This window comes from Streptomyces daghestanicus, from assembly GCF_020521275.1.
GTDB classification, from domain to species: domain Bacteria; phylum Actinomycetota; class Actinomycetes; order Streptomycetales; family Streptomycetaceae; genus Streptomyces; species Streptomyces griseoviridis.
Map to the genome: position 1 here is coordinate 219,947 of NZ_BNDX01000010.1, position 24,680 is coordinate 244,626.

The 24,680-nt window shown below is 72.4% G+C and carries 30 protein-coding genes and 1 pseudogene; 11 read left to right on the forward strand and 20 right to left on the reverse strand.

The features are described from left to right. Positions 1 to 37: 37 nt before the first annotated feature. Together Sdagh_RS19990 and Sdagh_RS19995 are read right to left on the reverse strand one after the other, a co-directional pair. Complete coding sequence (locus Sdagh_RS19990; protein WP_226535468.1) at positions 38 to 763, reverse strand: HAD family hydrolase; 726 nt, start codon at positions 761 to 763, stop codon at positions 38 to 40. Between the two features lie 29 nt (positions 764 to 792). Beyond that, entirely contained in the window at positions 793 to 1,650 is an 858-nt protein-coding gene (locus tag Sdagh_RS19995; protein ID WP_189421897.1) for a winged helix-turn-helix domain-containing protein, read from the reverse strand. 181 nt (positions 1,651 to 1,831) lie between these two features. On the opposite strand from Sdagh_RS19995, the gene Sdagh_RS20000 reads away from it, so the two are divergent. Further along, positions 1,832 to 2,020 carry a hypothetical protein gene (locus Sdagh_RS20000; RefSeq protein ID WP_189421835.1) on the forward strand — a complete coding sequence of 63 codons (189 nt, stop codon included), beginning with the start codon at positions 1,832 to 1,834 and terminating at the stop codon, positions 2,018 to 2,020. A 9-nt stretch (positions 2,021 to 2,029) separates the two neighbouring features. Here Sdagh_RS20000 and Sdagh_RS20005 read toward each other — a convergent pair whose 3' ends face one another. Continuing rightward, positions 2,030 to 2,944 (reverse strand): winged helix-turn-helix domain-containing protein, encoded by a 915-nt coding sequence (locus Sdagh_RS20005; RefSeq protein ID WP_189421834.1) that lies wholly within the window; start codon positions 2,942 to 2,944, stop codon positions 2,030 to 2,032. A gap of 195 nt (positions 2,945 to 3,139) precedes the next feature. Here Sdagh_RS20005 and Sdagh_RS20010 point away from each other — a divergent pair, with 195 nt between their 5' ends. Then, the gene (locus tag Sdagh_RS20010; protein ID WP_189421833.1) at positions 3,140 to 3,325 is read left to right on the forward strand and encodes a hypothetical protein; all 186 of its coding nucleotides are present in this window, start codon (positions 3,140 to 3,142) and stop codon (positions 3,323 to 3,325) included. A 205-nt stretch (positions 3,326 to 3,530) separates the two neighbouring features. On the opposite strand, the gene Sdagh_RS20015 is transcribed toward Sdagh_RS20010, so the two are convergent. The 3 genes from Sdagh_RS20015 to Sdagh_RS20025 all read right to left on the reverse strand — a co-directional run bounded on the left by Sdagh_RS20015 (position 3,531) and on the right by Sdagh_RS20025 (position 6,558). Then, the gene (locus Sdagh_RS20015; protein ID WP_189421832.1) at positions 3,531 to 4,784 is read right to left on the reverse strand and encodes a GNAT family N-acetyltransferase; all 1,254 of its coding nucleotides are present in this window, start codon (positions 4,782 to 4,784) and stop codon (positions 3,531 to 3,533) included. Positions 4,785 to 4,839: 55 nt separating this feature from the next. Next, positions 4,840 to 5,829, reverse strand: a complete 990-nt coding sequence (locus Sdagh_RS20020) for an asparaginase (protein ID WP_189421831.1) — start codon at positions 5,827 to 5,829, stop codon at positions 4,840 to 4,842. A gap of 72 nt (positions 5,830 to 5,901) precedes the next feature. After that, complete coding sequence (locus Sdagh_RS20025; RefSeq protein WP_189421830.1) at positions 5,902 to 6,558, reverse strand: RsiG family protein; 657 nt, start codon at positions 6,556 to 6,558, stop codon at positions 5,902 to 5,904. 168 nt (positions 6,559 to 6,726) lie between these two features. On the opposite strand from Sdagh_RS20025, the gene dtd reads away from it, so the two are divergent. After that, the gene (gene dtd, locus Sdagh_RS20030; RefSeq protein ID WP_189421829.1) at positions 6,727 to 7,152 is read left to right on the forward strand and encodes a D-aminoacyl-tRNA deacylase; all 426 of its coding nucleotides are present in this window, start codon (positions 6,727 to 6,729) and stop codon (positions 7,150 to 7,152) included. Between the two features lie 111 nt (positions 7,153 to 7,263). On the opposite strand, the gene ygfZ is transcribed toward dtd, so the two are convergent. The 4 genes from ygfZ to Sdagh_RS20050 all read right to left on the reverse strand — a co-directional run bounded on the left by ygfZ (position 7,264) and on the right by Sdagh_RS20050 (position 9,669). After that, the gene (gene ygfZ / locus Sdagh_RS20035; RefSeq protein ID WP_190078052.1) at positions 7,264 to 8,229 is read right to left on the reverse strand and encodes a CAF17-like 4Fe-4S cluster assembly/insertion protein YgfZ; all 966 of its coding nucleotides are present in this window, start codon (positions 8,227 to 8,229) and stop codon (positions 7,264 to 7,266) included. A 22-nt stretch (positions 8,230 to 8,251) separates the two neighbouring features. After that, positions 8,252 to 8,689 carry a Fur family transcriptional regulator gene (locus Sdagh_RS20040; RefSeq protein WP_189421827.1) on the reverse strand — a complete coding sequence of 146 codons (438 nt, stop codon included), beginning with the start codon at positions 8,687 to 8,689 and terminating at the stop codon, positions 8,252 to 8,254. Positions 8,690 to 8,705: 16 nt separating this feature from the next. Next, positions 8,706 to 9,281: a heme-binding beta-barrel domain-containing protein gene (locus Sdagh_RS20045; RefSeq protein WP_189421826.1), complete on the reverse strand. Its 576-nt coding sequence runs from the start codon at positions 9,279 to 9,281 to the stop codon at positions 8,706 to 8,708. A 226-nt stretch (positions 9,282 to 9,507) separates the two neighbouring features. Next, positions 9,508 to 9,669, reverse strand: coding sequence for a hypothetical protein (locus Sdagh_RS20050; RefSeq protein ID WP_190078053.1), 162 nt, complete (start codon positions 9,667 to 9,669; stop codon positions 9,508 to 9,510). Positions 9,670 to 9,902: 233 nt separating this feature from the next. Between Sdagh_RS20050 and Sdagh_RS20055 the strand changes: the two genes are divergently transcribed. Further along, positions 9,903 to 10,265: a DsrE family protein gene (locus tag Sdagh_RS20055; protein ID WP_189421824.1), complete on the forward strand. Its 363-nt coding sequence runs from the start codon at positions 9,903 to 9,905 to the stop codon at positions 10,263 to 10,265. Positions 10,266 to 10,291: 26 nt separating this feature from the next. Here Sdagh_RS20055 and Sdagh_RS20060 read toward each other — a convergent pair whose 3' ends face one another. The 7 genes from Sdagh_RS20060 to Sdagh_RS20090 all read right to left on the reverse strand — a co-directional run bounded on the left by Sdagh_RS20060 (position 10,292) and on the right by Sdagh_RS20090 (position 15,578). After that, a complete protein-coding gene (locus Sdagh_RS20060; protein WP_190011576.1) occupies positions 10,292 to 10,549 on the reverse strand; it encodes a DUF3099 domain-containing protein in 258 nt (85 codons plus the stop codon). Between the two features lie 99 nt (positions 10,550 to 10,648). Continuing rightward, entirely contained in the window at positions 10,649 to 10,936 is a 288-nt protein-coding gene (locus Sdagh_RS20065) for a DUF1416 domain-containing protein (RefSeq protein ID WP_189421822.1), read from the reverse strand. A gap of 28 nt (positions 10,937 to 10,964) precedes the next feature. After that, positions 10,965 to 11,804, reverse strand: coding sequence for a sulfurtransferase (locus tag Sdagh_RS20070; protein ID WP_189421821.1), 840 nt, complete (start codon positions 11,802 to 11,804; stop codon positions 10,965 to 10,967). Between the two features lie 419 nt (positions 11,805 to 12,223). Further along, positions 12,224 to 12,964 (reverse strand): LmeA family phospholipid-binding protein, encoded by a 741-nt coding sequence (locus Sdagh_RS20075; protein ID WP_189421820.1) that lies wholly within the window; start codon positions 12,962 to 12,964, stop codon positions 12,224 to 12,226. Positions 12,965 to 13,070: 106 nt separating this feature from the next. Beyond that, a complete protein-coding gene (locus Sdagh_RS20080; RefSeq protein WP_189421819.1) occupies positions 13,071 to 14,423 on the reverse strand; it encodes a hypothetical protein in 1,353 nt (450 codons plus the stop codon). A 3-nt stretch (positions 14,424 to 14,426) separates the two neighbouring features. Further along, entirely contained in the window at positions 14,427 to 14,687 is a 261-nt protein-coding gene (locus tag Sdagh_RS20085) for a MoaD/ThiS family protein (RefSeq protein WP_189421818.1), read from the reverse strand. Positions 14,688 to 14,741: 54 nt separating this feature from the next. Continuing rightward, positions 14,742 to 15,578, reverse strand: coding sequence for an alpha/beta hydrolase (locus Sdagh_RS20090; RefSeq protein ID WP_189421817.1), 837 nt, complete (start codon positions 15,576 to 15,578; stop codon positions 14,742 to 14,744). Positions 15,579 to 15,743: 165 nt separating this feature from the next. On the opposite strand from Sdagh_RS20090, the gene Sdagh_RS20095 reads away from it, so the two are divergent. The 7 genes from Sdagh_RS20095 (at position 15,744) to Sdagh_RS20125 (ending at position 23,451) form a co-directional block, all read left to right on the forward strand. Further along, the gene (locus Sdagh_RS20095; RefSeq protein ID WP_189421816.1) at positions 15,744 to 16,529 is read left to right on the forward strand and encodes a response regulator transcription factor; all 786 of its coding nucleotides are present in this window, start codon (positions 15,744 to 15,746) and stop codon (positions 16,527 to 16,529) included. A 43-nt stretch (positions 16,530 to 16,572) separates the two neighbouring features. After that, the gene (locus Sdagh_RS20100) at positions 16,573 to 17,595 is read left to right on the forward strand and encodes a LacI family DNA-binding transcriptional regulator (RefSeq protein ID WP_189421815.1); all 1,023 of its coding nucleotides are present in this window, start codon (positions 16,573 to 16,575) and stop codon (positions 17,593 to 17,595) included. 111 nt (positions 17,596 to 17,706) lie between these two features. Further along, a complete protein-coding gene (locus Sdagh_RS20105) occupies positions 17,707 to 18,831 on the forward strand; it encodes a S1C family serine protease (protein WP_189421814.1) in 1,125 nt (374 codons plus the stop codon). Next, positions 18,828 to 19,004 carry a hypothetical protein gene (locus Sdagh_RS20110; protein WP_189421813.1) on the forward strand — a complete coding sequence of 59 codons (177 nt, stop codon included), beginning with the start codon at positions 18,828 to 18,830 and terminating at the stop codon, positions 19,002 to 19,004. The genes Sdagh_RS20105 and Sdagh_RS20110 overlap by 4 nt, the downstream gene beginning before the upstream one ends. Before the next feature lie 81 nt (positions 19,005 to 19,085). After that, a complete protein-coding gene (locus Sdagh_RS20115; protein ID WP_189421812.1) occupies positions 19,086 to 19,820 on the forward strand; it encodes a response regulator transcription factor in 735 nt (244 codons plus the stop codon). Further along, the gene (locus Sdagh_RS20120) at positions 19,817 to 21,283 is read left to right on the forward strand and encodes a sensor histidine kinase (RefSeq protein WP_189421811.1); all 1,467 of its coding nucleotides are present in this window, start codon (positions 19,817 to 19,819) and stop codon (positions 21,281 to 21,283) included. Before Sdagh_RS20115 ends, Sdagh_RS20120 begins: the two co-directional genes overlap by 4 nt. Positions 21,284 to 21,405: 122 nt before the next feature. Next, positions 21,406 to 23,451, forward strand: a complete 2,046-nt coding sequence (locus tag Sdagh_RS20125; protein WP_190078054.1) for a pectinesterase family protein — start codon at positions 21,406 to 21,408, stop codon at positions 23,449 to 23,451. On the opposite strand, the gene Sdagh_RS20130 is transcribed toward Sdagh_RS20125, so the two are convergent. The 3 genes and pseudogenes from Sdagh_RS20130 to Sdagh_RS20140 all read right to left on the reverse strand — a co-directional run bounded on the left by Sdagh_RS20130 (position 23,438) and on the right by Sdagh_RS20140 (position 24,662). After that, positions 23,438 to 23,638, reverse strand: a complete 201-nt coding sequence (locus Sdagh_RS20130; RefSeq protein WP_189421809.1) for a DUF397 domain-containing protein — start codon at positions 23,636 to 23,638, stop codon at positions 23,438 to 23,440. The genes Sdagh_RS20125 and Sdagh_RS20130 overlap by 14 nt on opposite strands. After that, positions 23,635 to 23,832 carry a DUF397 domain-containing protein gene (locus Sdagh_RS20135; RefSeq protein ID WP_189421808.1) on the reverse strand — a complete coding sequence of 66 codons (198 nt, stop codon included), beginning with the start codon at positions 23,830 to 23,832 and terminating at the stop codon, positions 23,635 to 23,637. The genes Sdagh_RS20130 and Sdagh_RS20135 overlap by 4 nt, the downstream gene beginning before the upstream one ends. Then, positions 23,829 to 24,662: pseudogene (locus Sdagh_RS20140) on the reverse strand (helix-turn-helix domain-containing protein). Before Sdagh_RS20140 ends, Sdagh_RS20135 begins: the two are co-directional and overlap by 4 nt. Positions 24,663 to 24,680: the final 18 nt, after the last annotated feature.

The following is a 24,680-nucleotide window of genomic DNA, read 5'->3' on the forward strand; positions in this document are numbered from 1 at the left end:
CCGGCCGCGCCGCGAGGCGTGCGGGGACCCTACCGCATCAGGAGGCCCGTCCCGCCCCGGACGCGAGCAGGGCCGTGCGCACCAGCGACAGGTCGTCGACGACGGCGGCCGGGGACGCGCCCGCCGCCAGCAGGGCCGCCGCCTTCTCCGCGTTGCGGGCGTAGCCCAGGAAGGGGACGCCGGCGCTGCGGGCCGCCGCGCAGTCGGAGGGGGAGTCGCCGATCATCAGCGCCCGGGACGGGTCCGCGTCCAGCGCGGTCAGGGCGCGGAGCAGCGCGTGCGGGTGGGGTTTCATCAGGGCGAGGTCCCGGGTCCGCCCGTACACGGCGGAGAAGCAGCCGGCCAGGCCCCGGGTATCCAGGTACGCCGCCGCCACCCGGGCCGCGTTGTTGGTGGTCACGGCGGAGACCGCGCCGACGGCGGCCCACGTCCGGATCAGCGGGTCGGCGTACGGGGTGGGGCGGGCGCCGGGGACGGCGGCGAGTTCCTGCCCGGTGAGCCACTCCTCCAGTTCCCCGGCCAGGTCGCCGTCCGGGTGGAGCGCGGCGACCCGGAGCAGCAGGGCGTGCGGGTCGCGGCGCTCGCGCTCGGCCGGGGTGAGGGAGCCGCCCAGGCCCAGCGCGTCGATCTGCCGCACCAGGCCGCGGGCGATCTCGCCCGCCGGGTGCCCGGCGAACAGCCGGCAGAGCGGCCCGTCCAGGTCCCACAGGACGTACCGGACCGGGGCGATCAGTCTCTGCAAGGACTCCGTCGATGCGGTCACCGGAACAGTCTGCTGCGTATCAGAAGTCACTAGGAGAGTGTCAGGTCCGTGGTGATGGTTTCCCAGAGGGCGTCGAACCACTTCTGGGATTCCGCCACGAACGCCGCGTCCCGGTGCCCCGCCCGCTTCCGGAACGCGAACAGCAGGGACTGGGAGCCGAGGGCGTCGTACATCTCCAGCGTCCGGCTCTGCCACTCCTCCTCGCGCCGGGTGAGCAGGTAGTACCCGATCAGCGCCTCCTCGCCGTTGAGCAGGTACAGCTTCATCGGCGGGGTGAAGGGCAGCGCCCGGAAGGCTATGCGCACGTCGACGCGGCGCGTGGACCGCACGGCGTTCAGGTTGTGCTGGAGGACGCGGGCCTGGGCGTCCCGCATCTGGACCCACCGCTCGTGCACGGGGTCGGCGCCCCCGTCGTCGGGGGTGTCGACGAGGACCGGGAAGGCGAGGGTGATGTCCCGGGACGGCATCAGGACGCGGAAGGAGATGGACCGGGGGCTCAGCCGGCCCTCGTGGATCAGGCGGAGCGGCTCGCTGAGGGCGAGCATCAGCGTCTCGGAGGTGTGGCAGACCACGTCGATCCGCACCTCGGGCTCGTCGAACGCCAGCGTCAGCCGCGGCGCCAGCGCCACCATCGTGGGCTGGGGCACGCCGCTCGCCGGGCTCGGGGCGGCGATCCGGGGCGGGCTGCCCTTGGAGACGTTGCTGAGCAGGCCGTCCTCCTGGAGCGACCGCAGGGCCTGCCGGACGGCGCCGCGCTCCACGCCGAACTCCTCGGACAGCTCCGCCTGCGTGGGCAGCCGGTCGCCCGCCTTGAGGTCACCGGCGCGGATGCGCTCCCGCAGGATGTCCGCGATCTCCTGGGGGGAGAGCCTTCTGCTGCCGTCCACTGCCGCGTTCTCCTGAGTCACGTCCGAAAAATACAACTACGATCCATCTACAGGGAGTTGTCGGGGAGTTGCTGCGGACTTGTTTATACCTAGCAGCCAAGTGGGACCACTTAGGGACAGTTGGCTGCCAACTTGGCTAAGTTGGCGGACTTTTTGCCTCCGCTCCGCCAAGGAGGAATCCATGCCCGCCCTCACTCTCGTCGGCACCGTCGTCGCCCTCACCGCCGAGCAGCTCCTCGGCTGGACGTACGGCGTCTCCGGCGTCGTCGGCCTGCTCCTGCTCGCCCTCGGCGTCACGACCCGCCGTCCCTCGGTCAGTTCGGCCGGGGCGGTGGTGCTCGCCCTGCTGGTCGCCCGGCCCGCCCTGTGAGGCGGCCGGTCAGCCGGTCAGCACCAGCTCCGTGCTGATCGTCTCCCACAGCGCGTCGAACCACCTCCGGGACTCGTCCACGAACCCGGTCTCCCGGGGCCCGGCGCCCCGCTCGAAGGCGAACAGCACCGACCGGGTGCCCTCGGTGTCGTACATCTCCACGCTCCCGTCGTCGGTCTCGTGCCGCCGGCGGGCGACCGTGTAGTAGGCGAAGAGCGCCTCCTCGCCGTTGAGCAGGTAGAGCTTGACCGGCGGGGTGAAGGGCAGCGCCCGGAAGCTCACGCTGACGTCGATGCCGTAGGCGGAGCGCAGCGAGAGCAGGTTGTGCCGCAGGACCTGCCCCTGGGCGTTGCGCATGGCCAGCCAGTCCTGGTGGACGGGGTCCTCGCGCGGGTCGGCGGCCGCCCCCTGGACCGGCACCGGGAAGGCCAGCCGGATGTCCCGGGAGGGCAGCAGGAGCCGGACGTCGACCTTGGCCGGTTTCAGCCGCCCGGTGTGGATCTCCCGCAGCGGCTCCCCGATGGCGAGGGTGAGCGAGACCGAGGTCAGGCAGAGCGCGTCGATCCGCACGTGCTCGCTGTCGAAGGCGGCGGCGATCCGGGGCGCGAGGGCGGCCGTGGTGGGCAGTGGCCCGGCCGGCGGGCCGGCCCCCGGCGTGCCGGGGGCGGGGGCGACGGTCGCGGGGCTGCCCTTGGAGACGTTGGTGAGCAGCCGCTCGGACTGGAGGACCCGCAGGGCCTGGCGGACGGTACCGCGCTCCACCCCGAACTCGTCCGCCAGCTGCGCCTGGGTGGGCATCCGCTGGCCCGGCCGCAGGACGCCGGACCTGATCCGGGCGCGCAGCTCGTCGGCCACCTCCCGATGGGACCGCTGCGGCCGCTGGGACCTCTTCCGTCCATTGACGGTGACGTGTTCCGGCTCCACGCCCGAACACTACAACTTCTCGCCAAGTTCAGACAGTTCGGAAGAAGGTGGTTATGAGACGCATCCAAGTGGCATCTACTTCAGTAGAGTTGGCAGCCAACTTCCTGAAGCTGGTTCAAGGTCAAAGAGGTTGGCCGACAGGATGTCAGTTGGGACCATGTCCCGCGGGGGGACGTCCCGAAGGGGGGAACCACCATGCCGCTCGTCGCCCTAGTGATCGCCGCGCTCGCCATCGGGTTCGAGCAGTTGGTCCAGTGGAAGTACGGGCCGATGGGCATCATCGCCTTCGTGGCGCTGTCCATCGGCATCAAGGCGCGGAACACCGCGATCAGCGGCATCGGAGCGGTGATCCTCGTGATGCTGCTCGCCCAGTCGGGCTGAACCCGTCCGACGGGCCCGCGTCCGGGCCCCCTTCCGAAGGGGAGCCGGGAGTCCGGACGGAGAACGGGCGGCACCACCACAACCGAACAACAACCGCACACACAACCGCACAAGCAGTACCCGGGGAGCACGCCACGGATACGCCCACCCGTTCCCACGAGACGAGGAGGACCCACCGGAGCCGGGGACCACGAGCGGTACCCCGTCAGAACATGTCCGGGCACCAAGGGCGCCTGGACGTACGCAGCAGGGCGTCGGCCAGCCGGGCGGCGCCCGCTCGTTCTTCCCGGACCAGGCCCAGCGCCGCCAGCCGCACCGCCGACTCGTCGCCCAGCCAGAGCCGGGACAGCTCGCCCGCGCCGAGCACCAGGTCCGCGCCCTCGGCCGTCGCCCGGCAGGACGCCCCCTCGGCCGACGCCTCCAGCCGCCACCGCCCGCCGGCCGGCCCCGCCGCGTCGACGACCTCCAGCACCAGCCTTCCCCGACCGCCGTACGTCCGCGCCTCCAGCGCCCGCACGACGTCGAGGACCCGCACCCACAGCCAGTCGGCCTGGGTGGTGATCCTGGCGGCGCGCGGGTCGGGCAGGAAGTGCGGGAGCAGGTCGTCGGGGGCGCGCGGGCCGCTCCGGACCGTCACGGCCCAGTCGATCGAGCACAGGAAGTGCCACAGGGCGCGTTCGGCGGCCGGGGTCACGCCGATGAGCCGGTCCACGCTCACCGTGTTCAGCGGCTGCTTGGCGTCGCCCCAGGTGTCGTCCGCCCGGTAGGCGGCCATGCCCTCGACCTCGCCGTCCGCCGAGCGGTACACGGCGTGGAACGGCTCCGTCCAGGACGCCTCGAACCGCAGCTCACCGGTGTGCGTCCGCCACCACAACGCGTCCCGGCCGACCGCGCCCGCCCGGTCGCGGCGCAGCCGTTCGTGCAGGGCGGGGCCGAGCCGGCGGACGTCCGCGCCGTCCACCAGGTCGATCCGGCCGCCGTCCGCCGGCGCGGCCCGGCGGGGGTCGAGACCGGCCCGCGGCACGTCGACGGTCCACTCGGCCGTCGTGGTCGCCGGGCCGAACCCGTACCGTCCGTAGATCGGGTACTCGGCGGCGATCAGCGTGGCCACCACGTCCCCGCGCTCCCTCGCGGCGGTCAGCTCCCGGGCCATCATCCGGGTCAGCAGACCGCGGCGGCGGTGGGTCGGGGTGACGGTGACGTGGGAGATCGCGGCCGCCGCCACGAAGGCGCCGCCGACCGCCGTGAGTTCCTGCGCGAAGGACCGGAAGGTCGCCACGCACCGCCCGCCGTCGAAGGCGCCCTGCACCCGCCCGGGGACGAACCGGTGCCGCCTGGCCGCCAGGTACTCCTCGCCCACGGCGGGCGACCGGAGGAACCCGGTGTTCACGGCCCGCTCCCAGTCCGGCAGTTCGTCCTCGGTGACGGGGCGTACGTCGATGTCGGTGCGGCTGCTCATGGCGCTCACGGTAGGCCGCGCGCCCCGCCCCGGGCGCGGCCTTGTGCCGGTGCGCTCAGAACGCGGCGCGGATCTCCCCCACCTCGCGGCCCCCGCCCAGCAGCGGCGACCGCCCGATCCGCGCCACCACGGGTCCCGTCACGCCGAGCAGCGGCAGCGCGCGGGCCAGCACCGGGCCGAGCGCCCGCGTCGCCCCGTCCTCGATCTTGAAGGCCAGCGCGCGGCCGTCGGGCAGGGCCACCGCCTGCACGGCCTCGGCGCCCATCTTGGACAGCGCGCCGGGCACCTCCCGCATCAGCCAGGTGTCGGCGCGGCGGGTGCCGGCGACGTACTCGGGGTGCGCCCGCATCGCGTCGGCGACCCGGCGCTCGGCCGAGCCCGGCGCGGCGAGCACGAAGGAGCGGAAGGCGCGGGCCAGCCCGGTCAGGGAGAGGGCCAGCAGCGGCGCCCCGCACCCGTCGGTGCCGACGGCGGCGACCGGTTCGCCCGCGGCCTCCTCGACCACCTCGTGGATGAGCCGCTGGAGCGGGTGGCCGGGGTCCAGGTAGCTCTCCAGGGGCCAGCCGCGCTCGGCGCAGACGGCCAGCATCGCGGTGTGCTTCCCGGAGCAGTTCATGGTCACGCGGTCCGGGACGGCCCCGGCGGCCAGGTAGGCGTCCCGCTCCTCGGGGTCGAGCGGCAGGTCGAGCGGGCACTGGAGCTGCCCCGCGTCCAGTCCGCGCTCGGCGAGCAGGGTCCGCACCAGATCACGGTGAAACGATTCTCCAGAGTGGCTCGCGGCGGCCAGCGCCAACCGCTCCCCCGCCAGGTCAAGCCCGGCCCGCAACACCCCGGCGGCCTGCATGGGCTTGTTGGCCGAGCGCGGGAAGACGGGCGCGGCCGGGTCACCGAGCGCCAGCTCCACACCGCCGTCGGCGGCCAGCACCACCAGGCTGCCGCGGTGCCGCCCCTCGACGAACCCGGACCGCACGACCTCGGCGAGGACGGGCGGTACCGGTCCGGCGGACGCGGACTGCTGGGTCATGGGCGGCTGGGGCGCGGTCATCGGCGGTGGCCTTCCGACGGGGACCCGCCGGACGGCCGGCCCGGCACGGCCCGGGATCACCGGGCCGGCGGGTCACGCCAGCAGGTCGTCTACTTGTGCTTCCCCTTCACGGTACCGGCGGGCGATCTCGGCGCCGCAGCCGTCCGCCGTGCGCTGCAGGCGCTGCCGCCGCCGGGAGACCTGCTGCTCGTAACGGACCAGCCGGGCCATCGCCGCGGTCAGCTCGGGATCGGTACGGGCCCCGAGGTCCGACAGCTCGACCTCGTCCAGCATCTCGGCGGCCAGCTGCCGGTACTCCTCGCTCCGCGGCGTGCCCAGCGTCACATGCCGGGCGGAGGAGCGGTGCCGGGCCGGGGCGTCCGTGAGGATCGCCGGGAGCCGCTCGACCATGGACCCCCCGGCGGTCGCCGCCGGGGCGGGAGAGCGCCGGTCCAGCTCGGCCCGGAGGATGTCGATCCGCCCCTGGAGCAGCCGTCGTACGTAACTCAGGTCGGTCTCCTCGCGCTGGGCGTCCCGGCGCAGGGCGCGCAGCTCGGGCAGGCTCAGCCCGGCCAGATCGGCGCTCGGTGTGCTTGCCTGTGTGCTCCCCTGCGGGCTCCCCCCGGATGGCGGGCCGACGGGCAGCTCCGGGCTGTCCGTGCGCTGCACGGGCGGCCGGAGCCTGTCCCTGCCGGCCATGTACGTCAACGAGACAGTCCTCGACGGCTGCCCGGTGCTCGGTGTGCTCATGTGCCTCAACCGTCCCCTCGACCGGCTAATGGAAGCATCGTGCCACCCCGGTCGGCCGCTATGTGACCGAGTGCCCCCGATCGGCCCCAGATGGGGGGTTCGGGGCCGAAAAGCAACCCGTACGGGGCCGCCCGCCGGCGCCCGGGGGGCGCACGGCATCATGGCGGCATGCGAGCGGTGGTACAGCGGGCGGACGGCGCGAGTGTCGTGGTGGACGGCGAGCCGGTGGGCGGCTTCACCGGCGAGGGACTGTGCGTCCTGGTCGGCGTGACCCACGAGGACACCGAGGAGAAGGCCGCGCAGCTCGCCCGCAAGCTCTGGTCGCTGCGGGTGCTGCACGGCGAGAAGTCGTGCAGCGACGTCGACGCGCCGCTGCTGGTGGTCAGCCAGTTCACCCTGTACGGCGACGCCCGCAAGGGCCGCCGCCCCACCTGGAACGCCGCCGCCCCCGGCGAGGTCGCCGAACCGCTGGTCGACGCGGTGGTCGCCCGGCTGCGCGAGCTGGGCGCGACCGTGACGACGGGCCGGTTCGGGGCGCACATGCGGGTGTCCCTGACGAACGACGGCCCGTTCACGGTCCTGCTCGACCTCTGAACCTCCGACGGCTCCTGACCCCTGCCCCTCCTAGGACCTGTCGTTCGGATCACGCCGCAGACGCGGGGAAGACGCAGCCGATTCCCCGCGACCTGATCCGAACGACACCCCCTAGGGCTCTACGACGGTCTCCTGGGCGGCGGCCGTGTCCCCGGCCAGCAGCCGGGCGTCCACGGGCACGTTCCGCTTCACCAGGGCGAGGGCGACCGGGCCCAGCTCGTGGTGGCGTACGGAGGTGGTGATGAAGCCGACCCGGCGCCCCTCGGCGCCCTCGTCCGCGACCCGCAGCTCGGTCCCCTGCGGGGGCAGGTGGACCTCGCTGCCGTCGAGGTGCAGGAAGACCAGCCGGCGCGGGGGCTTGCCCAGGTTCTGCACGCGGGCGACGGTCTCCTGGCCGCGGTAGCAGCCCTTCTGGAGGTGGACGGCCGAGCCGATCCAGCCCAGCTCGTGCGGGATGGTGCGGTGGTCGGTCTCGAAACCGAGCCGGGGCCGGTGCTGCTCGACCCGGAGCGCCTCGTACGCCAGCAGCCCGGCCGGCGGCCCGGCCTGCGCGGCGTACGCCTCCAGCTCCTCGCGGGGCAGGAAGAGGTCACGCCCGTAGGGGGTCTCCCGTACGGCGACGCCCTCGGGGACCGGGGTGATGGAGCCGGCGGGCAGGTGCAGCACCGCGGTGTCCGCGGTGCGGTCGGTGACCTCGACCCGGTAGAAGAACTTCATCGACTCCAGGTAGGCGACCAGCGCCTCCCGGGTGCCGGGCTCGACGTGCGCCCAGACGGTCTCCCCGTCGTCCACCAGGTACAGCGCGTGCTCGATGTGTCCGTTGGCGGAAAGGATCAGCGCCTCGGTGGCCTGTCCGGCCGGCAGTTCGCTGACGTGCTGGGTGAGCAGGAGGTGCAGCCAGCTCAGCCGGTCCTCACCGGTGACGGTGACGACCCCGCGGTGGGAGAGGTCGACGAAACCGGTGCCGTCGGCGAGGGCACGCTGCTCGCGGAACAGGTCGCCGTAGTGGGCGGCGACGCCTTCGTCCACGCCCTCGGCGGGGACGGCGCCGGGCAGGGACAGCAGAGGGCTCTTCATGGGTTCAAGCCTACGACCAGCCCTACGACTCGGCGGTTGAGCCCTTCGCGGCGCAGTCCCGGCACCGGCCGAAGATCGCGAAGTGCTTCATGTCGGTGTCGAAGCCGAACTGCTCGCGCAGCTTGGCGGTGAAGTCGGCGGCCACCGACAGATCGGCCTCGATGACGTTGGTGCAGTCCCGGCAGACCAGGTGGATGTGGTGGTGCCGGTCGGCGAGGTGGTAGGTCGGCGCGCCGTGCCCGAGGTGGGCGTGACTGACCAGGCCCAGCTCCTCCAGCAGCTCCAGCGTCCGGTAGACGGTGGAGATGTTGACCCCCGACGCGGTCTTCCGCACCTCGCCGAGGATGTCGTCGGGGGTCGCGTGCTCCAGGGTGTCGACGGCCTCCAGGACCAGTTGCCGCTGCGGGGTCAGCCGGTAGCCGCGCTGCCTCAGGTCGCTTTTCCAGTCGGTGCTCACCACACCCTTGAGTCTAGGACTACTTGAAGAAGGCGATCCCGTCGTCCGGCATGTCGTCGGGGAGGGCCTTGGCCCAGCGCTCGACGTCCTCGGGGGTGACGACCTTCTTGAGGTGCGCGGACATGTAGGGGCGAAGCTCGACCTCGGGGGTCTGCTTCTCGCCGACCCACATCAGGTCGCTCTTGACGTAGCCGTACAGCCGCTTGCCGCCGGTGTACGGGCGGGAGGCGGCCGTGCGGGCGACCGCGTCCGTGACCAGGTCGATCTGCGGCTTCTGGGCGGCCATCTCGCCGTACCAGATCTCGATGACGCCGTCGTCGCGGGTCATCGTCACCTCGACCTTGCGGTCCGCGTCGATCCGCCAGAAGCCGTGCTCGGACTCCAGCGGGCGGACCTTGTTGCCGTCGTTGTCGAGGACCCAGGTGTGGGAGGCGTACTCCAGGAAGTCCCGGCCGTCGTGCGTGAAGCTGACTTCCTGGCCGAAGTTGCACTTCTCCGCGCCGGGGAAGTCGTGCACGCCCGCGCCGGCCCAATTGCCGAGCAGGAAGGCGAGCGGGACGAGGTCCTTGTGCAGGTCGGACGGGATCTCGATCATGAGCGGAACTTACTTCCTGACGTGAGGGGTCAGCGCTGGCCCTGGAACAGCTTCTTCACGGTCAGTCCGGCGAAGGCGAGAACGCCGACGCAGACCAGGACCAGCAGGGCTTCGAAGAACGTCTCCACGGGTGCTCCTTGAGCGGGGTGCGGTGGTGTGCACAGGGCCGGGCCCCAGCTTACGCGGCCGGGGCCCGGCCCTGTCGGGTGAGGTACGCCCTGCCGGGTCAGGTCAGCAGCGCGCTCTGGGGGGCGAGGGTCTGCTGGAAGGGCACGGCGAGCGCGGCCCCCTCGCGGGACCGCACGACGAGGGCGATGACGTCGCCGGCGATGAGGCAGCCGTGCCGCACCTGTTCGGCGCCGTAGGGCCCGGCCTCGGTGTACGTCATGCGGGTGACGTACACCGCCGTGGCCCGCGCGGGGAAGTCGTCGTCCCGGACGGACTCCTCGGTGCCGCGTACCGGGTAGGCGGGGCCGCCGGCCCGCCGGACTCCGTTTCGGATATCTCATCCGGTGCTTCCGGGATGTCCCCCAGGAGGCGTGAAGCGCGCGTTCCCCATGCGCGCACGGGAGACCCATGGCCGAGCCCCTGGGGTGCGGGGCCGTTGATTACGATTCGGCCATGGCGAAGAAGCTCGTGATCAAGGTGACCGCGGGGGCCGATGCCCCCGAACGCTGCTCGCAGGCGTTCACGGTGGCGGCGGTGGCCGTGGCCAGCGGGGTGGACGTCTCCGTGTGGCTGACCGGCGAGTCCGCCTGGTTCGCCCTGCCGGGCCGGGCCGCCGAGTTCGAGCTGCCGCACGCCGCGCCGCTGCCCGACCTGATCGACTCCCTGCTCGGCGGCGGCCGGCTGACCCTGTGCACCCAGTGCGCGGCCCGGCGCGACATCACCGAGAAGGACGTCATCGAGGGCGTCCGGATCGCGGGCGCGCAGGTCTTCGTGCAGGAGGCGCTGGCCGACGACACCCAGGCGCTCGTCTACTGAGATCCCGGGCCGGCCGGGAGCCCGGGTCAGCGGCGCCGCTTGCCGTCCAGCTCGTCCCACCACTCGTCGGACTTCGGGTCCCCCGAGGGGTCGTCCCACCAGCGGTCCTCCGGGCCCCTCCGGTTGGCGACGATCGCGGCGACGGGCGGGATGACCATGGCGGCCACGCACATGCCGACGGCGGCCGGGACGGACCAGAGCCGGACGACGCCCCAGGCCAGGACGAACAGCCCGACGCAGAGGCCCATCAGGGCGAAGTACACGTGCCGGCGCCGTGCGTACATGCCTCCAGGATAGGTCCGGACACGCCGAAGGGCCGCGCCCCGGGCGTCCAACCCGTGGGGCGCGGCCCTCGGCCGTCACCCGGCCGTCACCGGGTGCCGTCAGACGGCGATCGCGACCTCGGCGAGGCCGCCCCGCTGGGCCACGACCGTACGGTCGGCCGTGGCGCCCGGGACGAGGGCGCGGACGGTCCAGGTGCCCTCGGCCGCGTAGAAGCGGAACTGGCCCGTCGCGGAGGTCGGGACCTCCGCGGTGAACTCGCCGGTGGCGTCCAGCAGCCGGACGTAGCCCGTCACCGGCTCGCCGTCGCGGGTCACCTGACCCTGGATGGTGGTCTCACCGGGCTTGATCGTCGAGGCGTCCGGCCCGCCGGCCTTCGCACCGCACATGTCGTACTCCTGGGGGTTGAGGGCAGTCTTACTTGGCCGCGCCGAGCTCGATCGGGACGCCGACCAGGGAGCCGTACTCGGTCCAGGAGCCGTCGTAGTTCTTGACGTTCTCCACGCCCAGCAGCTCGTGCAGGACGAACCAGGTGAGGGCGGAGCGCTCACCGATGCGGCAGTAGGCGATGGTGTCCTTGGCGAGGTCGACGTTCTCGTCCTCGTAGAGCTTCTTCAGCTCGTCGTCGGACTTGAAGGTGCCGTCGTCGTTGGCGTTCTTCGACCACGGGATGTTGCGGGCGCTCGGCACGTGGCCGGGGCGCTGGGACTGCTCCTGCGGCAGGTGGGCCGGGGCGAGCAGCTTGCCGGAGAACTCGTCGGGGGAGCGGACGTCGACCAGGTTCTGCGCGCCGATCGCCTTGACGACGTCGTCGCGGAAGGCGCGGATCGCGGTGTTCTGCGGCTTGGCCTTGTACGTCGTGGCGGTCCGCTCCGGGACCTCCTCGACCAGCTCGCGGGCGTCCAGCTCCCACTTCTTGCGGCCGCCGTCGAGGAGCTTGACGTTCTCGTGGCCGTAGAGCTTGAAGTACCAGTAGGCGTAGGACGCGAACCAGTTGTTGTTGCCGCCGTAGAGGATCACCAGCGTGTCGTTGCCGATGCCCTTGGCCGACAGGAGCTTCTCGAAGCCCTCCTGGTCGATGAAGTCGCGGCGGACCGGGTCCTGGAGGTCCTGCGTCCAGTCGATCTTGATCGCGTTCTTGATGTGGTTCTTGTCGTACGCGGACGTGTCCTCGTCCACCTCGACGATCGCGATGGTCGGGTCGTCCAGGTGCTCCTGAAGCCAGTCGGCGTCGACCAGGACGTCGCTGCGGCTCATGGTTTCTCCTCCGGGGCAGTTACGGCGGGGCGTGCGGTGAGAGGGTGGGCGCGCTCGTGCCGGGACGGCGCGCGGATGCCCTGAGCAGGGCGGCGAGGGATGCGGACGGCGGTGACGCCGGACCGCTCAGAAGGTGCGACAGAGCATGGCGGCTACGCGGCACAGGTCCACTGCCCGCCGCTTCGTGAGGTCCGCCTGGCGCTTCATGGTGTCCGATCGTAGGGAGCACTCGGCGGGCGTGTCACCGGCGTGTCGGATGATGAGACGCGATCGTCCACGATGAGAGACGAAGAAGGGCTCCGGAGTGTCCGGAGCCCTTGCGCGGGCGGGTGTCCGCCCTGGAGAACCTCACTTCACGGACGGCCGCGTCTCGCCTGGCGGACAGGTACGCCGGGGGGCCGTGCGCTCCCGGCTCTGCCCTACCCGGCCAGCCGGACGTCCGAACCCGTCACCGTGATCTCCACGCCGTCCTTCGCCGCCTCGACCTTGTCCAGCTGGATGCCGCCCGGCAGTTCGTCGATGGCCTGCTGGAAGTCGGTGATCTGCCGGATCTGGGCGTCGGTCACCTTCACCGAGCCGAAGACGGGGAGGGAGTCGGCCGAGACCCCGACCTTGTTGTCCTCCACCGTGACCGAGCTGAGCACGTGCACCGGCTCGGGCAGCTTGGTGCCGAGCACGGTGGCCTCCAGGGCGACGTCGATCTTGCCGTTGCCGCCGTCGGAGAGGCCGACGATGCCGGCGGTGACGCCGGGGGCGATCTGCGCGGGCTCCGAGCCGGCCGCCTTCAGCAGTTCGGCGTAGGAGACGGTCGCGGTGCCGGAGGCGGTGGCCGCGGTGGCGGAGCTGTAGTCGCCGGAGAACTCGACGCCCCTCATGTGGGCCCTGAGGTCGTCGATCCGGACCGTCTCCGTGCCGTCGCCGCCCGCGGTCGCCTCGTAGCCGTCCATGGTGACCTCGACGTCGTCCAGCTCACCGCCCACCACCTGGGTGAGGAAGGGGAAGCCGTTGATCGACACGTCCGGAGCGGTGTCCAGGTTCTCCTGGGCCTTCAGCCGGTCGGCCACCTCGCCCTCGGCGAAGTTCACCGCGAGCCGGTCCGCGGCCACGAACAGCCCGCCCAGGACCACGACGACGATCAACAGTATTCGCAGTGCGCGCATGCTCTTTCCCACCCCAGCGGTATTACGGACGGAGGCCACGGTAACGGTCCGTGGCGGGCCCCGGTGAATCTGCCGGTCAGCTGTGACAGGTCCGTCGAACGGACCGTCAGCCCAGGGCCCGGCCCAGCGCCCACACCACCGGCGCCGCCGCGCTCAGCGGCAGGGCCACGCCCGCGGTGAAGTGCACGAAGCGGGACGGGTAGTCGTAGCTCGCCACCCGGTGCCCGACCAGCGCGCAGACCGCCGCGCCCGCCCCGAGCAGCGCCCCCGGCGCCGCCCCGAGGTCCGTCGCCCCGCCGGCCGCGAAGCCCGCCCCGGCCGCGGCGAGCAGCGCGACGGCCACCGACACCGGCGTCGGCAGCGGCAGGGCCCGCACCACCGCGGCGACGGCCACCGCGACCGCGCCGACCGTGGCCGCGTCCGCGCCGGCCGCGAGCCAGCCACCCGCGACGATCGCCAGCGCCGAGGCGACGACGGTCGCCGTCAGGCCGTACATCCGCTCGTCCGGATCGGCGTGCGAGCGCAGGTGCAGCACGAGGGAGAGCAGGACCCAGACGCCGATGGTGCCGAGGATCGCCGCCGGGGAACGGTCGGAGACCAGCAGCGCCGCGTCCGCGACCAGCGCGCCGAGGAAGCCCAGCGCGATGCCCTGCCGGGCCGGCCACATGCCGTTCAGCCGGAACCAGCCCGCCGCGGTGACCGCCTGGAGCACCACCAGCGGCACGAGCGGCGCGTAACCGCCGACCGTCGCGGCCCCGGCCAGCAGCAGGCCCAGCAGCGCGGTCAGCGCGGCCGGCTGCACGCCGGGCTCGATGATCGGCGACCGGCCCTCGGCGCGGGCCCGCTGGGCGTCGGTGACCCGGGCGTTGCCGGCGACGGTCGCGGGGCCGTAGCCGGCGGCGGACGCCTCCGGCTCGGGCTCGGGGCGATCCGCGGGCCGGGGCTGCGCATAGGTCTGCCGGGGCTGCTGGGGCTGCGCGTACGTCTGCCGCGGCTGCTGCTCCGCGTACGCCTGCTGCTGGTACGGCTGGTGGGCCTGGTACGGCCGCTGTCCCTGGTACGTGTGCTGCTGCTCCGACTGCTCCGACGGGTACTGCTGGTACGGCTGCGGCTGCTGCTGGTACGGCTGCGCCTGTTGCTGGTACTGCTCAGCCCGCTGCGACTGCTGGTACTGCTGCTGGGGCTGCTGGTACTGCTGCTGCGGGTACTGCTGCTGATACTGCTGCGGCGGCAGATACGCCGTCTCCTCGGCCGGAGAGACCGGAGCCGCGGGGGTTCCCGGAGCCCCCGAGGCCCCCGAGCCCGCCGGAGGCGCCGTCGTCGCCGTGATCGGCGGCTGCAGGGACGTCTCCCAGGTCTGCCCCTGCCACTGCTGCGTGTACTGCTCGGCCTCCTGCGGGTCGTCGTACCCCCGCCACTGCTGCCGCGGCTCGTGTCCGTCGTACGGCTGGTTCGTCATCGGTCACCCTCCTGCGAACGGCGGGAGCACCTCGACCGTGCCGCCGTCGGCCAGCCGTACCGTCTCGTGCCCGCGGGTGCCCACCGGGTCGCCGTCGACGAGGAAGGAGCAGCGCAGCAGGACGCGCGCCAGTTCGCCGGAGCCGGAGTGCCGCGCGCGCACGGCGTCGAGCGCCTCGGCGAGCGTGGCCGCCTCGTACGGCTCCTCGGCCGTCCCGGCGGCGGCCTTCGCGGCGGCCCAGTAGCGCACCGTGACCTTTGCCATCTGAAGTCCCGAGTCCTTACTGCAGTCTGTCGACGGTCTGTGGACCCCGTCAGGCTAGCCCGCCCGCGCGAGGGCCCAGTCCCCGATCCGGTCCAGGAGGCCGGCGGTGGTGGCGTGCTCGGCGTGGCCCATGCCCGGCTCCAGCCAGAGTTCGCCGTGGTCACCGGCGGCCTCGGCGAGCATCCGGGGGTGGTCGAGGGGGAAGTAGCCGTCGCGGTCGCCGTGCACGACGAGCAGCGGCGCCGGGGCGATCCGGGGCACCGCGTCGACCGGCGCGAGCGGCACCGGGTCCCAGTCCCGGTGGTGGATGCGGGTCCGGAAGCCGTAGCGGCCGACCAGCCGGCCCTCGGGCCGCAGCACCAGCCAGTGCAGCCGCCGCATCGGCGCCGTCCCCCGGTAGTACCAGCGCGCCGGGGAGCTGACCGAGACGACCGCGTCGACGCCGCCGTGCAGCGCCGCGTGCCGCAGCACCACCGAGCCGCCCATGGAGAAGCCGACGGTCACCACGCGGGTGTGCCCGAGCCGCCGGGCCCAGCCGGCCGCCGCCGCCAGGTCGAGGACCTCGCGGTCGCCGACCGTGGACCGGCCGCCGGACGCCCCGTGCCCGCGGAAGGAGAACGTGACGACGGCCCCGTACCGGGTGAGTCCGGCGGCGATCCGGCGCAGGTGGGGGCGGTCCGCGTCGCCCGTGAAGCCGTGGGCGACGACGAACGCGAGATCACCGGAAGGTGGCCGGCGGCTTTCGTATACAAGTCGCGCGGGGTCGTATACGGAATCGATGCGCACCCCGTCGGACGTGCGCAGATACGTCCGCAGCGGCCGTTCCGGAGTCGTCTCGGAATACGGACGAAAGGTGGAACGTGCCACATGACCTGCCGGACCGTCGTTCATGTCGGCTATTGTGCTGGGCAGAGGACTCGGGCAGCGAAGCCCCCGGGTCCTTTTGTGCTTTCGGAAGCGTTGTATACGAGGCGGGAAACCGCAGGTGTACGGAGCCCCGGGATCGCAGAGCAAAAACGCAAACGTCCTCGCAGGGACCGAGGAGGAACCCGACGTATGAGTTCTCTGCTGCTCCTGACCAACGCCCTCCAGCCGTCGACGGAGGTGCTCCCCGCCCTCGGCCTGCTGCTGCACAACGTGCGCGTGGCCCCCGCCGAGGGCCCCGCCCTGGTGGACACCCCCGGGGCCGACGTGATCCTGATCGACGGGCGCCGTGACCTGCCGCAGGTGCGCAGCCTGTGCCAGCTCCTGCGCTCCACCGGCCCCGGCTGTCCGCTGGTCCTCGTCGTCACCGAGGGCGGCCTCGCCGCCGTCACCGCCGACTGGGGCATCGACGACGTCCTCCTCGACACCGCCGGTCCGGCCGAGGTCGAGGCGCGGCTGCGGCTCGCCATGGGCCGCCAGCAGATCGTCGCCGACGACTCCCCGATGGAGATCCGCAACGGCGACCTGTCGGTCGACGAGGCGACGTACTCCGCCAAGCTCAAGGGCCGGGTCCTGGACCTGACCTTCAAGGAGTTCGAGCTGCTGAAGTACCTGGCCCAGCACCCGGGCCGGGTCTTCACCCGGGCCCAGCTCCTCCAGGAGGTCTGGGGCTACGACTACTTCGGCGGCACCCGCACGGTCGACGTGCACGTACGGCGGCTGCGGGCCAAGCTCGGCCCCGAGCACGAGTCGCTGATCGGCACCGTGCGCAACGTCGGCTACCGGTTCGTGACGCCCGAGAAGCCGGAGAAGCCGGCCCGCACGGCGGAGGACGCCGGGGCCGGGCGGGCCGGGGCGGACGGCGCGGCCGGGGCGGAGGCCGCCGCCGAGGTCGGCGGGGGTGTGACCAAGGTCTGACACGGCCTGCCCCCGGACTGGTCCATCCGCGTAGACTCCGCGCGTGGCCAAGGTGACTCGGGACGACGTGGCGCGGCTGGCAGGGACCTCCACTGCCGTGGTCAGCTATGTCATCAACAACGGACCCCGGCCGGTCGCCCCGGCCACGCGCGAGCGCGTCCTCGCCGCGATCAAGGAGCTGGGGTACCGGCCCGACCGGGTCGCCCAGGCCATGGCGTCGCGCCGCACCGACCTCATAGGCCTGATCGTCCCGGACGCCCGCCAGCCCTTCTTCGCGGAGATGGCGCACGCGGTCGAGTGGGCCGCCGCCGAGCGCGGGAAGATGGTGCTGGTCGGGAACACGGACTACGTCGCCGAGCGCGAGGTGCACTATCTGCGGGCGTTCCTCGGCATGCGGGTCTCGGGCCTGATCCTCGCCAGCCACGCGCTGAACGACCTGGCCGCCGCCGAGATCGACGCCTGGGACGCCCGGGTGGTCCTGCTGCACGAGCGGCCCGAGGCGATCGACGAGGTGGCCGTCGTCACCGACGACCTCGGCGGTGCCCAGCTCGCCGTCCGCCACCTGCTGGAGCACGGCTACGACTACGTCGCCTGCATGGGCGGCACCGCCGAGACCCCGTCCGTCGGCGACCCCGTCTCCGACCACGTCGAGGGCTGGCGGCGCGCGATGGCGGAGGCCGGGCTGCCCACCGAGGGCCGGCTCTTCGAGGCGCCGTACAACCGCTACGACGCGTACGACGTGGCGCTGGAGATCCTCGCCGGGCCGCGCCGCCCGCCCGCGATCTTCTGCTCCACCGACGACCAGGCGATCGGCGTGCTGCGCGCCGCCCGCGAGCTGCGCCTGGACGTGCCGGGCGAGCTGGCGGTGGCCGGGTTCGACGACATCAAGGAGGCCGGGCTGGCCGACCCGGGTCTGACGACGGTCGCCTCGGACCGCTCGGCGATGGCGCGGGCCGCGGTGGACCTCGTCCTCGACGACGGGCTCCGGATCGCCGGGTCGCGCCGCGAGCGGCTGAAGGTCTTCCCGTCCCGGCTGGTGGTCCGCCGGTCCTGCGGCTGCGCGTAAGGCCCTTCGGAACCACCCGCCACGCGGCTTTATATCGGGCATACGAGGTTCTGCCGGGCTTCTCAGTCAGCGCTCAGGAAGCTCTCATGGTGGGCGGTGATGCTCGTGGACATGACCGAGAGCATCCGCCGCAGCGGCGAGTACGAGACCCCCGAGAACCCGTACGCCACCCCTTACGAGGGCGCCCAGCAGCACGCCTACGCTCAGCAGACCGCCGAGCCCCAGGGCGGGGACGCGTACGGGACGGCCTCCCCCGTGAACCCCGAGTGGCCGCCCCCGCCGGCCCAGCCGCCCACCGCCCCGATGGACCCGGCGCCGGCCCCGAGGAAGCGCGCCCGGCGCCCGTTCGCGCTGCTCGCGGCGGTCGCGATCGTCGCGGCGGCGGTCGGCGGCGGCACCGCCTACGGCATCCAGGAGCTGACCGGCAGCGACACCGTCGTCTCCAGCTCGACCAGCGCGAGCGTGGTGCCCTCCAGCCAGAAGGGCACGGTCTCCGGGGTCGCCAAGGCGGTCAGCCCGAGCATCGTCGAGATCAGCGCCACCTCCAACGCCGGCTCCTCCACCGGCTCCGGCGTGATCATCACCGGTGACGGCGAGATCGTCACCAACAACCACGTGGTCTCCGGCGCCTCCTCGATCAAGGTCTCCACCAGCGACGGCACGTCCTACACCGCCGAGGTCGTCGGCACCGACGCCTCCAAGGACCTCGCCCTGATCAAGCTGCGGAACGCCTCCGGCCTGACCGCCGCGACCCTCGGGAACTCCGACGGCGTGCAGGTCGGCGACGAGGTCGTGGCGATCGGCTCCCCCGAGGGTCTGACCGGCACCGTGACCAGCGGCATCGTCTCCGCCCTGGACCGGGACGTGACCGTCTCCACCGACGAGGGCCAGCAGCAGCAACAGCAGCAGCAGGGCGGCGGCACCGGGCAGTGGCCGTTCGAGTTCGGCGGCCAGGAGTTCAACGGCGACACCGGCTCGTCCACCACGACGTACAAGGCGATCCAGACCGACGCCTCCCTCAACCCGGGCAACTCCGGCGGCGCGCTGATCGACATGAACGGCAACATCATCGGTATCAACTCCGCGATGTACTCGGCCTCCGGCTCCTCCTCCTCGTCGTCCGACGCGGGCAGCGTGGGCCTCGGCTTCGCCATCCCCATCAACACCGTCAAGGCCGACCTGGACACCCTCCGGGCGGGCGGCGCGGACAGCGGCGACGGAGCGTCCACGTCATGATCGAGCAGGTCCCGCACCGGACGCCCGGCGCCGACCCGGCGGGCATCGCCCTCGCCCTGGAGGTGGCGTACGCGCTGCACCCGCCGGCGCCCCGGGCGCCCGAGGTGGCGCCGCACCCCGTCCGCGCGCACCGGGCCGCGCCGGCCCGCCGCCGCACCGGCGTACGCGGCTGACGCACCGAAGCCCCCGAGCCGCGCGGCTTAGGCTGAAGGCGTACCGCCCCCGTCTCCCACCGCACCCGAGGAACCCGAGCCATGAGCCCCGCAGACGGCGACCGTGACACCCAGCGCATCCTGATCGTCGACGACGAACCGGCGGTCCGCGAAGCACTCCAGCGCAGCCTCGCCTTCGAGGGGTACGACACCGAGACGGCCGTGGACGGCGCCGAAGCCCTGCAGAAGGCGACGGCGTACCGGCCCGACCTGCTGGTCCTCGACATCCAGATGCCCCGGATGGACGGCCTGACCGCCGCCCGCCGCATCCGGGCCACCGGCGACACCACCCCGATCCTGATGCTGACCGCCCGCGACACCGTCGGCGACCGGGTCACCGGGCTCGACGCGGGCGCCGACGACTACCTGGTCAAGCCCTTCGAACTGGACGAGCTGTTCGCCCGGGTGCGGGCCCTGCTGCGCCGCAGCTCCTACGCGGCCGCGGCGGCGGCCACCGCGGAGAACGACGACCTCCTCGCCTTCGCCGACCTCACCATGGACCTCTCCACCCGCGAGGTGACCCGGGCCGGCCGGTCCGTGGAGCTGACCCGGACGGAGTTCACCCTGCTGGAGATGTTCATGGCGCACCCGCGCCAGGTCCTCACCCGGGAGCAGATCCTCAAGGCGGTCTGGGGCTTCGACTTCGAGCCGTCGTCCAACTCCCTCGACGTGTACGTGATGTACCTGCGCCGCAAGACCGAGGCGGGCGGCGAGCCCCGCCTGGTCCACACCGTCCGCGGCGTCGGCTATGTGCTGCGGCAGGGCGGCGCGGAGTGATCAAGCGGTTCCGCTCCCTGCCGCTGCGCTCGCGGCTCGCCCTGCTGGTCGCGGCGGCGGTCGCCTTCGCGGTGGCGGCCGTCTCGGTGACGTGCTGGTTCATCGTGCAGGGGAAGCTGTACGACCAGCTCGACAGCGAGCTGAAGAAGGCCACCGTGCTCACCGACCCCAAGCAGCGCGGCCAGATCCAGGAGGCGCTGTCCACCTGCACGCAGACGCCCCGCCAGAACGGTTTCGGCACCACCACCTACTCCCAGGTCGTCACCGCCGACGGCACGGTCTGCCTGTTCACCAACTCGGCCGGCGAGATCAAGGTGACCGACGCCGACCAGAAGGTGGTGGAGCAGGCCCAGTCCGGCAAGGGCATCCTGCGCGACGGCACCGACGAGGACGGCAAGGCGCTGCGCGTCCTGACCGTGTACCTGCCGCTGACCGACCGGATCACCCAGACCCCCGCCGACGCGGCCCTCATCGCCGCCGTACCGCTGGAGAACACCCGGTCCACCCTGAACGACCTGGCGCTGCTGCTGCTGCTCGTCTCCGGCATCGGCGTGATCGGCGCCGGGGCCGCGGGGCTCGCCGTGGCCCGCGCGGGCCTGCGCCCGGTCGACAAGCTGACCGAGGCGGTCGAGCACGTCGCCCGCACCGAGGACCTGGGCATCCGCATCCCGGTGGACGACGACAGCGAGGACGAGATCGCCCGGCTCTCGCACTCCTTCAACTCGATGACCTCGTCCCTGGCCAGCTCCCGCGAGCTGCAGCAGCAGCTCATCGCCGACGCCGGCCACGAGCTGCGGACGCCGCTCACCTCGCTGCGGACCAACATCGAGCTGCTCACCCGCAGCGAGGAGACCGGCCGCCCGCTCCCCGAGGCCGACCGCAAGGCGCTGCTGGCGTCGGTGAAGGCGCAGATGACCGAGCTGGCCGCCCTCATCGGCGACCTCCAGGAACTCTCCCGCCCCGACACCGGCCACCACACCGGCCGCACCCAGATCGTGGCCTGGCAGGAGGCCGTCGAGTCGGCCCTGCGCCGCGCCCGCCTGCGCGGCCCCGAGCTGACCATCACGGCCGACGTCCAGCCCTGGTACGTCCGCGCCGAACCGGCCGCGCTGGAACGGGCGGTGGTCAACATCCTGGACAACGCAGTGAAGTTCAGCCCCGAGGGCGGCACGGTCGAGGTCCGGCTGGCCGACGGCACCCTGACCGTCCGCGACCACGGCCCCGGCATCACCGCCGCCGAACTCCCGCACGTCTTCGACCGGTTCTGGCGCTCGGAGTCGGCCCGTTCGCTCCCCGGCTCGGGCCTCGGCCTGTCCATCGTGGCCCGCACGGTCCAGCAGGCGGGCGGCGAGGTCACCCTCGCCCCGGCGCCCGAGGGCACGGGCACGGGCACGGTCGCGACGATCCGGCTGCCGGGGGCGCCGGTGCCGCCGCCGGAGTCTCCCGACGGGGGCCGGGACTGAGGGGACGGGAACCCGGGGTACGGGGAGCCGGGGGAGAGGGGGGCCGGGGGCGGCAACCTCCCGCCGCTCGGCTGCGACCAGCAGGTGTCATGTACACACCCGCACCTGATCGGAAGCAGCCGATGCGTGAGCCCCACAGCACGTACCGAAGGGTCCTGACGGGTCTCGTCCCCCTCGCCCTGTCCGCCGCCGCGCTGACCTGCGGGGCGGGGCCGGCCGCCGCGGAGACCTCGCGGGCCGCCGCCCCCGCCGCCCCCGCCGCCCCCGCCGCCTGGGCGGCCGACACCGCCGACGGGTTCGCCTCCGTGAACTCCCTCGGGCAGAACGGCACGTACGGCGGCCGGGGCGGCACCACCGTCACCGTGCGCACCCAGGCCGAGCTGGAGAAGTACGCGACCGCCGCCGAGCCGTACGTCATCGTCGTCGCCGGGGCGATCCCGGTGTCCCCCGTCGGCAAGGAGATCAAGGTCGCCTCCGACAAGACGATCGTCGGCTCCGGGACGGCCGGGCAGATCGTCGGCGGCGGCTTCTTCCTCGGCACCGGCGTCCACAACGTGATCATCCGGAACCTCACGATCCGGGACACGTACCAGGGCGTCTGGAACGACAAGGACCACGACTACGACGCGATCCAGATGGACGGCGCGCACCACGTCTGGATCGACCACAACGACCTGCGGAACATGGCCGACGGCCTGATCGACGTCCGCAAGGACTCGACGGACGTCACCGTGTCCTGGAACGAACTGAGCAGCAACAACAAGGCGTTCGGCATCGGCTGGACCGAGAACGTCACCACCGACATCACGCTCCACCACAACTGGATACGCGAGACCGAGCAGCGCAACCCGTCCGCCGACAACTGCGCCCACGCGCACCTCTACAACAACTACCTGGAGGACGCGCCCGGCACCTCCATCGCCTCCTCCTACGGCACCTACGCGCGCGGCGGCACGGCGATGGTCCTGGAGAACAGCTACTTCCAGGGCTTCGCCAACCCCGTGATCAAGGACGCCACGGCCTCGCTCGTGCAGCGGGGCAACGTCTTCTCCGGCACCTCCGGGCGGAACGAGTCCGGCGGCACCGCCTTCGACCCGAAGGCGTACTACGCCTACTCCCCGGACGCCGCCGCGAAGGTGCCGTCGCTCGTGAAGGCGGGCGCCGGCCCCCGCTCCTCCCTCGGTACGGCGTCCACCGCGTCCACCGCCGCGACCACGCTCACCGTCGCCAAGGACGGCAGCGGCCAGTACACGACCGTGCAGGCGGCGGTGAACGCCGTCCCCGCGAACAACGCCTCCCGTGTCGTCATCGCCGTCAAGCCGGGCACGTACCGCGAGCTGGTCAAGGTCCCGTCGAACAAGCCGCACGTCACGATCCAGGGCACGGGCGCGAGCCGCAAGGACACGGTGATCGTCTACAACAACGCGGCCGGTACGCAGAAGCCCGACGGCTCCGGCACCTACGGCACCGGCGGCAGCGCCACGGTCGCCGTCGAGGCCGACGACTTCCAGGCCCGGAACCTGTCGATCACCAACGACTTCGACGAGGGCGCCCACCAGTCCCTCTCCGGCCACCAGGCGGTCGCCCTGCGCACCGCCGCGGACCGGGTCTTCCTCGACGGCGTCATCGTCACCGGCGACCAGGACACGCTGCTGCTCGACACGGCCGCGAAGGACAGGCTGGGCCGGGTCTACGTGTCCGACTCCTACGTCCTCGGCAACGTCGACTTCATCTTCGGCCGTGCCACGGCCGTGATCGACCGGTCCGTCATCACCCTGCGCAAGCGCTGGGACGGCAGCTCCGCCGGGTACGTCACGGCCCCCAGCACGGCCGCCGACCGCAAGGGCATCCTGATCGCCAACTCCACGGTCAGCGGGGACGTGTCCAACGGCAGCTTCTACCTGGGCCGGCCCTGGCACGCGGGCGGCGACGCGAGCCTGGACCCCCAGACGACGGTCCGCAACACCAGCCTCAGCGCGGCGGTCAGGTCCACGCCCTGGACGGACATGAGCGGCTTCTCCTGGAAGGCCGACCGCTTCGCCGAGTACAAGAACACCGGCGCGGGCGCGGGCTCCGCGAGCGCCGACCGGCCCTTCCTGACGGACGCCCAGGCGGCCGGCCAGGAGGTCGCGGACTGGCTCGCGGGCTGGACCCCTACGGCGTCCTGACCCCCCGCACGAACGCGCCCCAGGCATCCCGCCCGACCAGCACGACGTCCCCGTCCCCGACCTTGCTGTCCCGGACGGGGACCACACCGAAGACGCCGGTGGCCACCTCTACGCAGTTATTGTCACCGCCGTCGCTGTAACTGGACTTGCGCCAGATCAGGTTGCCGAGGTCCGGGGCGCCGGTCATGAGCCGCACCTCGCCACGAACACCGCCCACGCGTCCCGCCCGAACACGATCGACGGCCCGTCCACGACCTTGCTGTCCCGGATGGGGACGAGCCCGGGAACGCCGTCAGCAACCTCGACGCAGTTCGTCCCGCCTCCGTCGCTGTAGGACGACTTGCGCCAGACGACATCGACCAGGTCGGCATTGGGGTTCATGGTCTGCACTCCTCCAACAGGCGTTTGATGAACGCCGTCGACTCCGCCGGGGTCAGGGCCGCATCTCTGACGAGATCGTAGGACAAGCGGAAGGCCAGAACCTTGTCCGGATCGTCGATCACCTCGCCGAAGCCGTTGCCCTCCACGTACGCAACAGGATCACCGGTGCGCTGCCAGAAGATCCAGAGGTGGCTGTCCATGAGGTCGTGCACACCGGCTGCGTAGGGCAGCACTTGAAGGGCCACCGACGGCATCTCCGAAGCCGCCACCAGGTGCGACAACTGGTCGGCCCAGACCTTGGCGTCGGGAACCGGTCGCCGTACCGCACCCTCGTCAAGGATCACGCGCACACTCGGCGCGGGCTGCCGGTACAGGAGTTCCTGCCGCCCCATGCGCGCGGCGACCTGCTCTTCCACTTCCGCGCCGTTGCCAGACGTTGCCCGGGTACCGGACAACCCGGACAACACCGCTCGGGCATAGTCCTCGGTCTGCAACAGGCCCGGAACCCTCAGCTGAAACAGCCACATCACCCGCGCCGTCTCCTCCAGCCCCATGAACCCCCGGTACCTGTCCTTGATCACCTCCCGCCGCGCGTCGCTCCACAGGCCGACCAGCAGATCGCCGGAGCCGTGGTAGCGGTCGAGGTCCTCCATCACCGCCCGTTTGGAGAGCCGCTCCCCGGTCTCCAGGCGGTACAGGTAGCTCTTGTCGTACGACGTCTCCTCGGCGAGCTACCCGAGGGACTTGCCCGCCTTCTCCCTGAGGAACCGCAGCGTCCGTCCGAGAGCCGCCCTCTTCGACTCGCCCTCCACCACCGGGTACTCGGCCATCCACCCTCCCGTTGTCTG

Coding starts and splice junctions, on each gene's coding strand:
- Sdagh_RS20000 (WP_189421835.1), top strand. CDS start 1,832: ATGCCCGCCCTCACTCTCGTCGGCACCGTCGTCGCCCTCACCGCCGAG.
- Sdagh_RS20010 (WP_189421833.1), top strand. CDS start 3,140: ATGCCGCTCGTCGCCCTAGTGATCGCCGCGCTCGCCATCGGGTTCGAG.
- Sdagh_RS20015 (WP_189421832.1), bottom strand. CDS start 4,784: ATGAGCAGCCGCACCGACATCGACGTACGCCCCGTCACCGAGGACGAA.
- Sdagh_RS20020 (WP_189421831.1), bottom strand. CDS start 5,829: ATGACCGCGCCCCAGCCGCCCATGACCCAGCAGTCCGCGTCCGCCGGA.
- Sdagh_RS20025 (WP_189421830.1), bottom strand. CDS start 6,558: ATGAGCACACCGAGCACCGGGCAGCCGTCGAGGACTGTCTCGTTGACG.
- dtd (WP_189421829.1), top strand. CDS start 6,727: ATGCGAGCGGTGGTACAGCGGGCGGACGGCGCGAGTGTCGTGGTGGAC.
- ygfZ (WP_190078052.1), bottom strand. CDS start 8,229: ATGAAGAGCCCTCTGCTGTCCCTGCCCGGCGCCGTCCCCGCCGAGGGC.
- Sdagh_RS20045 (WP_189421826.1), bottom strand. CDS start 9,281: ATGATCGAGATCCCGTCCGACCTGCACAAGGACCTCGTCCCGCTCGCC.
- Sdagh_RS20050 (WP_190078053.1), bottom strand. CDS start 9,669: ATGACGTACACCGAGGCCGGGCCCTACGGCGCCGAACAGGTGCGGCAC.
- Sdagh_RS20055 (WP_189421824.1), top strand. CDS start 9,903: ATGGCGAAGAAGCTCGTGATCAAGGTGACCGCGGGGGCCGATGCCCCC.
- Sdagh_RS20060 (WP_190011576.1), bottom strand. CDS start 10,549: ATGTACGCACGGCGCCGGCACGTGTACTTCGCCCTGATGGGCCTCTGC.
- Sdagh_RS20065 (WP_189421822.1), bottom strand. CDS start 10,936: ATGTGCGGTGCGAAGGCCGGCGGGCCGGACGCCTCGACGATCAAGCCC.
- Sdagh_RS20070 (WP_189421821.1), bottom strand. CDS start 11,804: ATGAGCCGCAGCGACGTCCTGGTCGACGCCGACTGGCTTCAGGAGCAC.
- Sdagh_RS20075 (WP_189421820.1), bottom strand. CDS start 12,964: ATGCGCGCACTGCGAATACTGTTGATCGTCGTCGTGGTCCTGGGCGGG.
- Sdagh_RS20080 (WP_189421819.1), bottom strand. CDS start 14,423: ATGACGAACCAGCCGTACGACGGACACGAGCCGCGGCAGCAGTGGCGG.
- Sdagh_RS20085 (WP_189421818.1), bottom strand. CDS start 14,687: ATGGCAAAGGTCACGGTGCGCTACTGGGCCGCCGCGAAGGCCGCCGCC.
- Sdagh_RS20090 (WP_189421817.1), bottom strand. CDS start 15,578: ATGAACGACGGTCCGGCAGGTCATGTGGCACGTTCCACCTTTCGTCCG.
- Sdagh_RS20095 (WP_189421816.1), top strand. CDS start 15,744: ATGAGTTCTCTGCTGCTCCTGACCAACGCCCTCCAGCCGTCGACGGAG.
- Sdagh_RS20105 (WP_189421814.1), top strand. CDS start 17,707: ATGACCGAGAGCATCCGCCGCAGCGGCGAGTACGAGACCCCCGAGAAC.
- Sdagh_RS20110 (WP_189421813.1), top strand. CDS start 18,828: ATGATCGAGCAGGTCCCGCACCGGACGCCCGGCGCCGACCCGGCGGGC.
- Sdagh_RS20115 (WP_189421812.1), top strand. CDS start 19,086: ATGAGCCCCGCAGACGGCGACCGTGACACCCAGCGCATCCTGATCGTC.
- Sdagh_RS20125 (WP_190078054.1), top strand. CDS start 21,406: ATGCGTGAGCCCCACAGCACGTACCGAAGGGTCCTGACGGGTCTCGTC.
- Sdagh_RS20130 (WP_189421809.1), bottom strand. CDS start 23,638: ATGACCGGCGCCCCGGACCTCGGCAACCTGATCTGGCGCAAGTCCAGT.
- Sdagh_RS20135 (WP_189421808.1), bottom strand. CDS start 23,832: ATGAACCCCAATGCCGACCTGGTCGATGTCGTCTGGCGCAAGTCGTCC.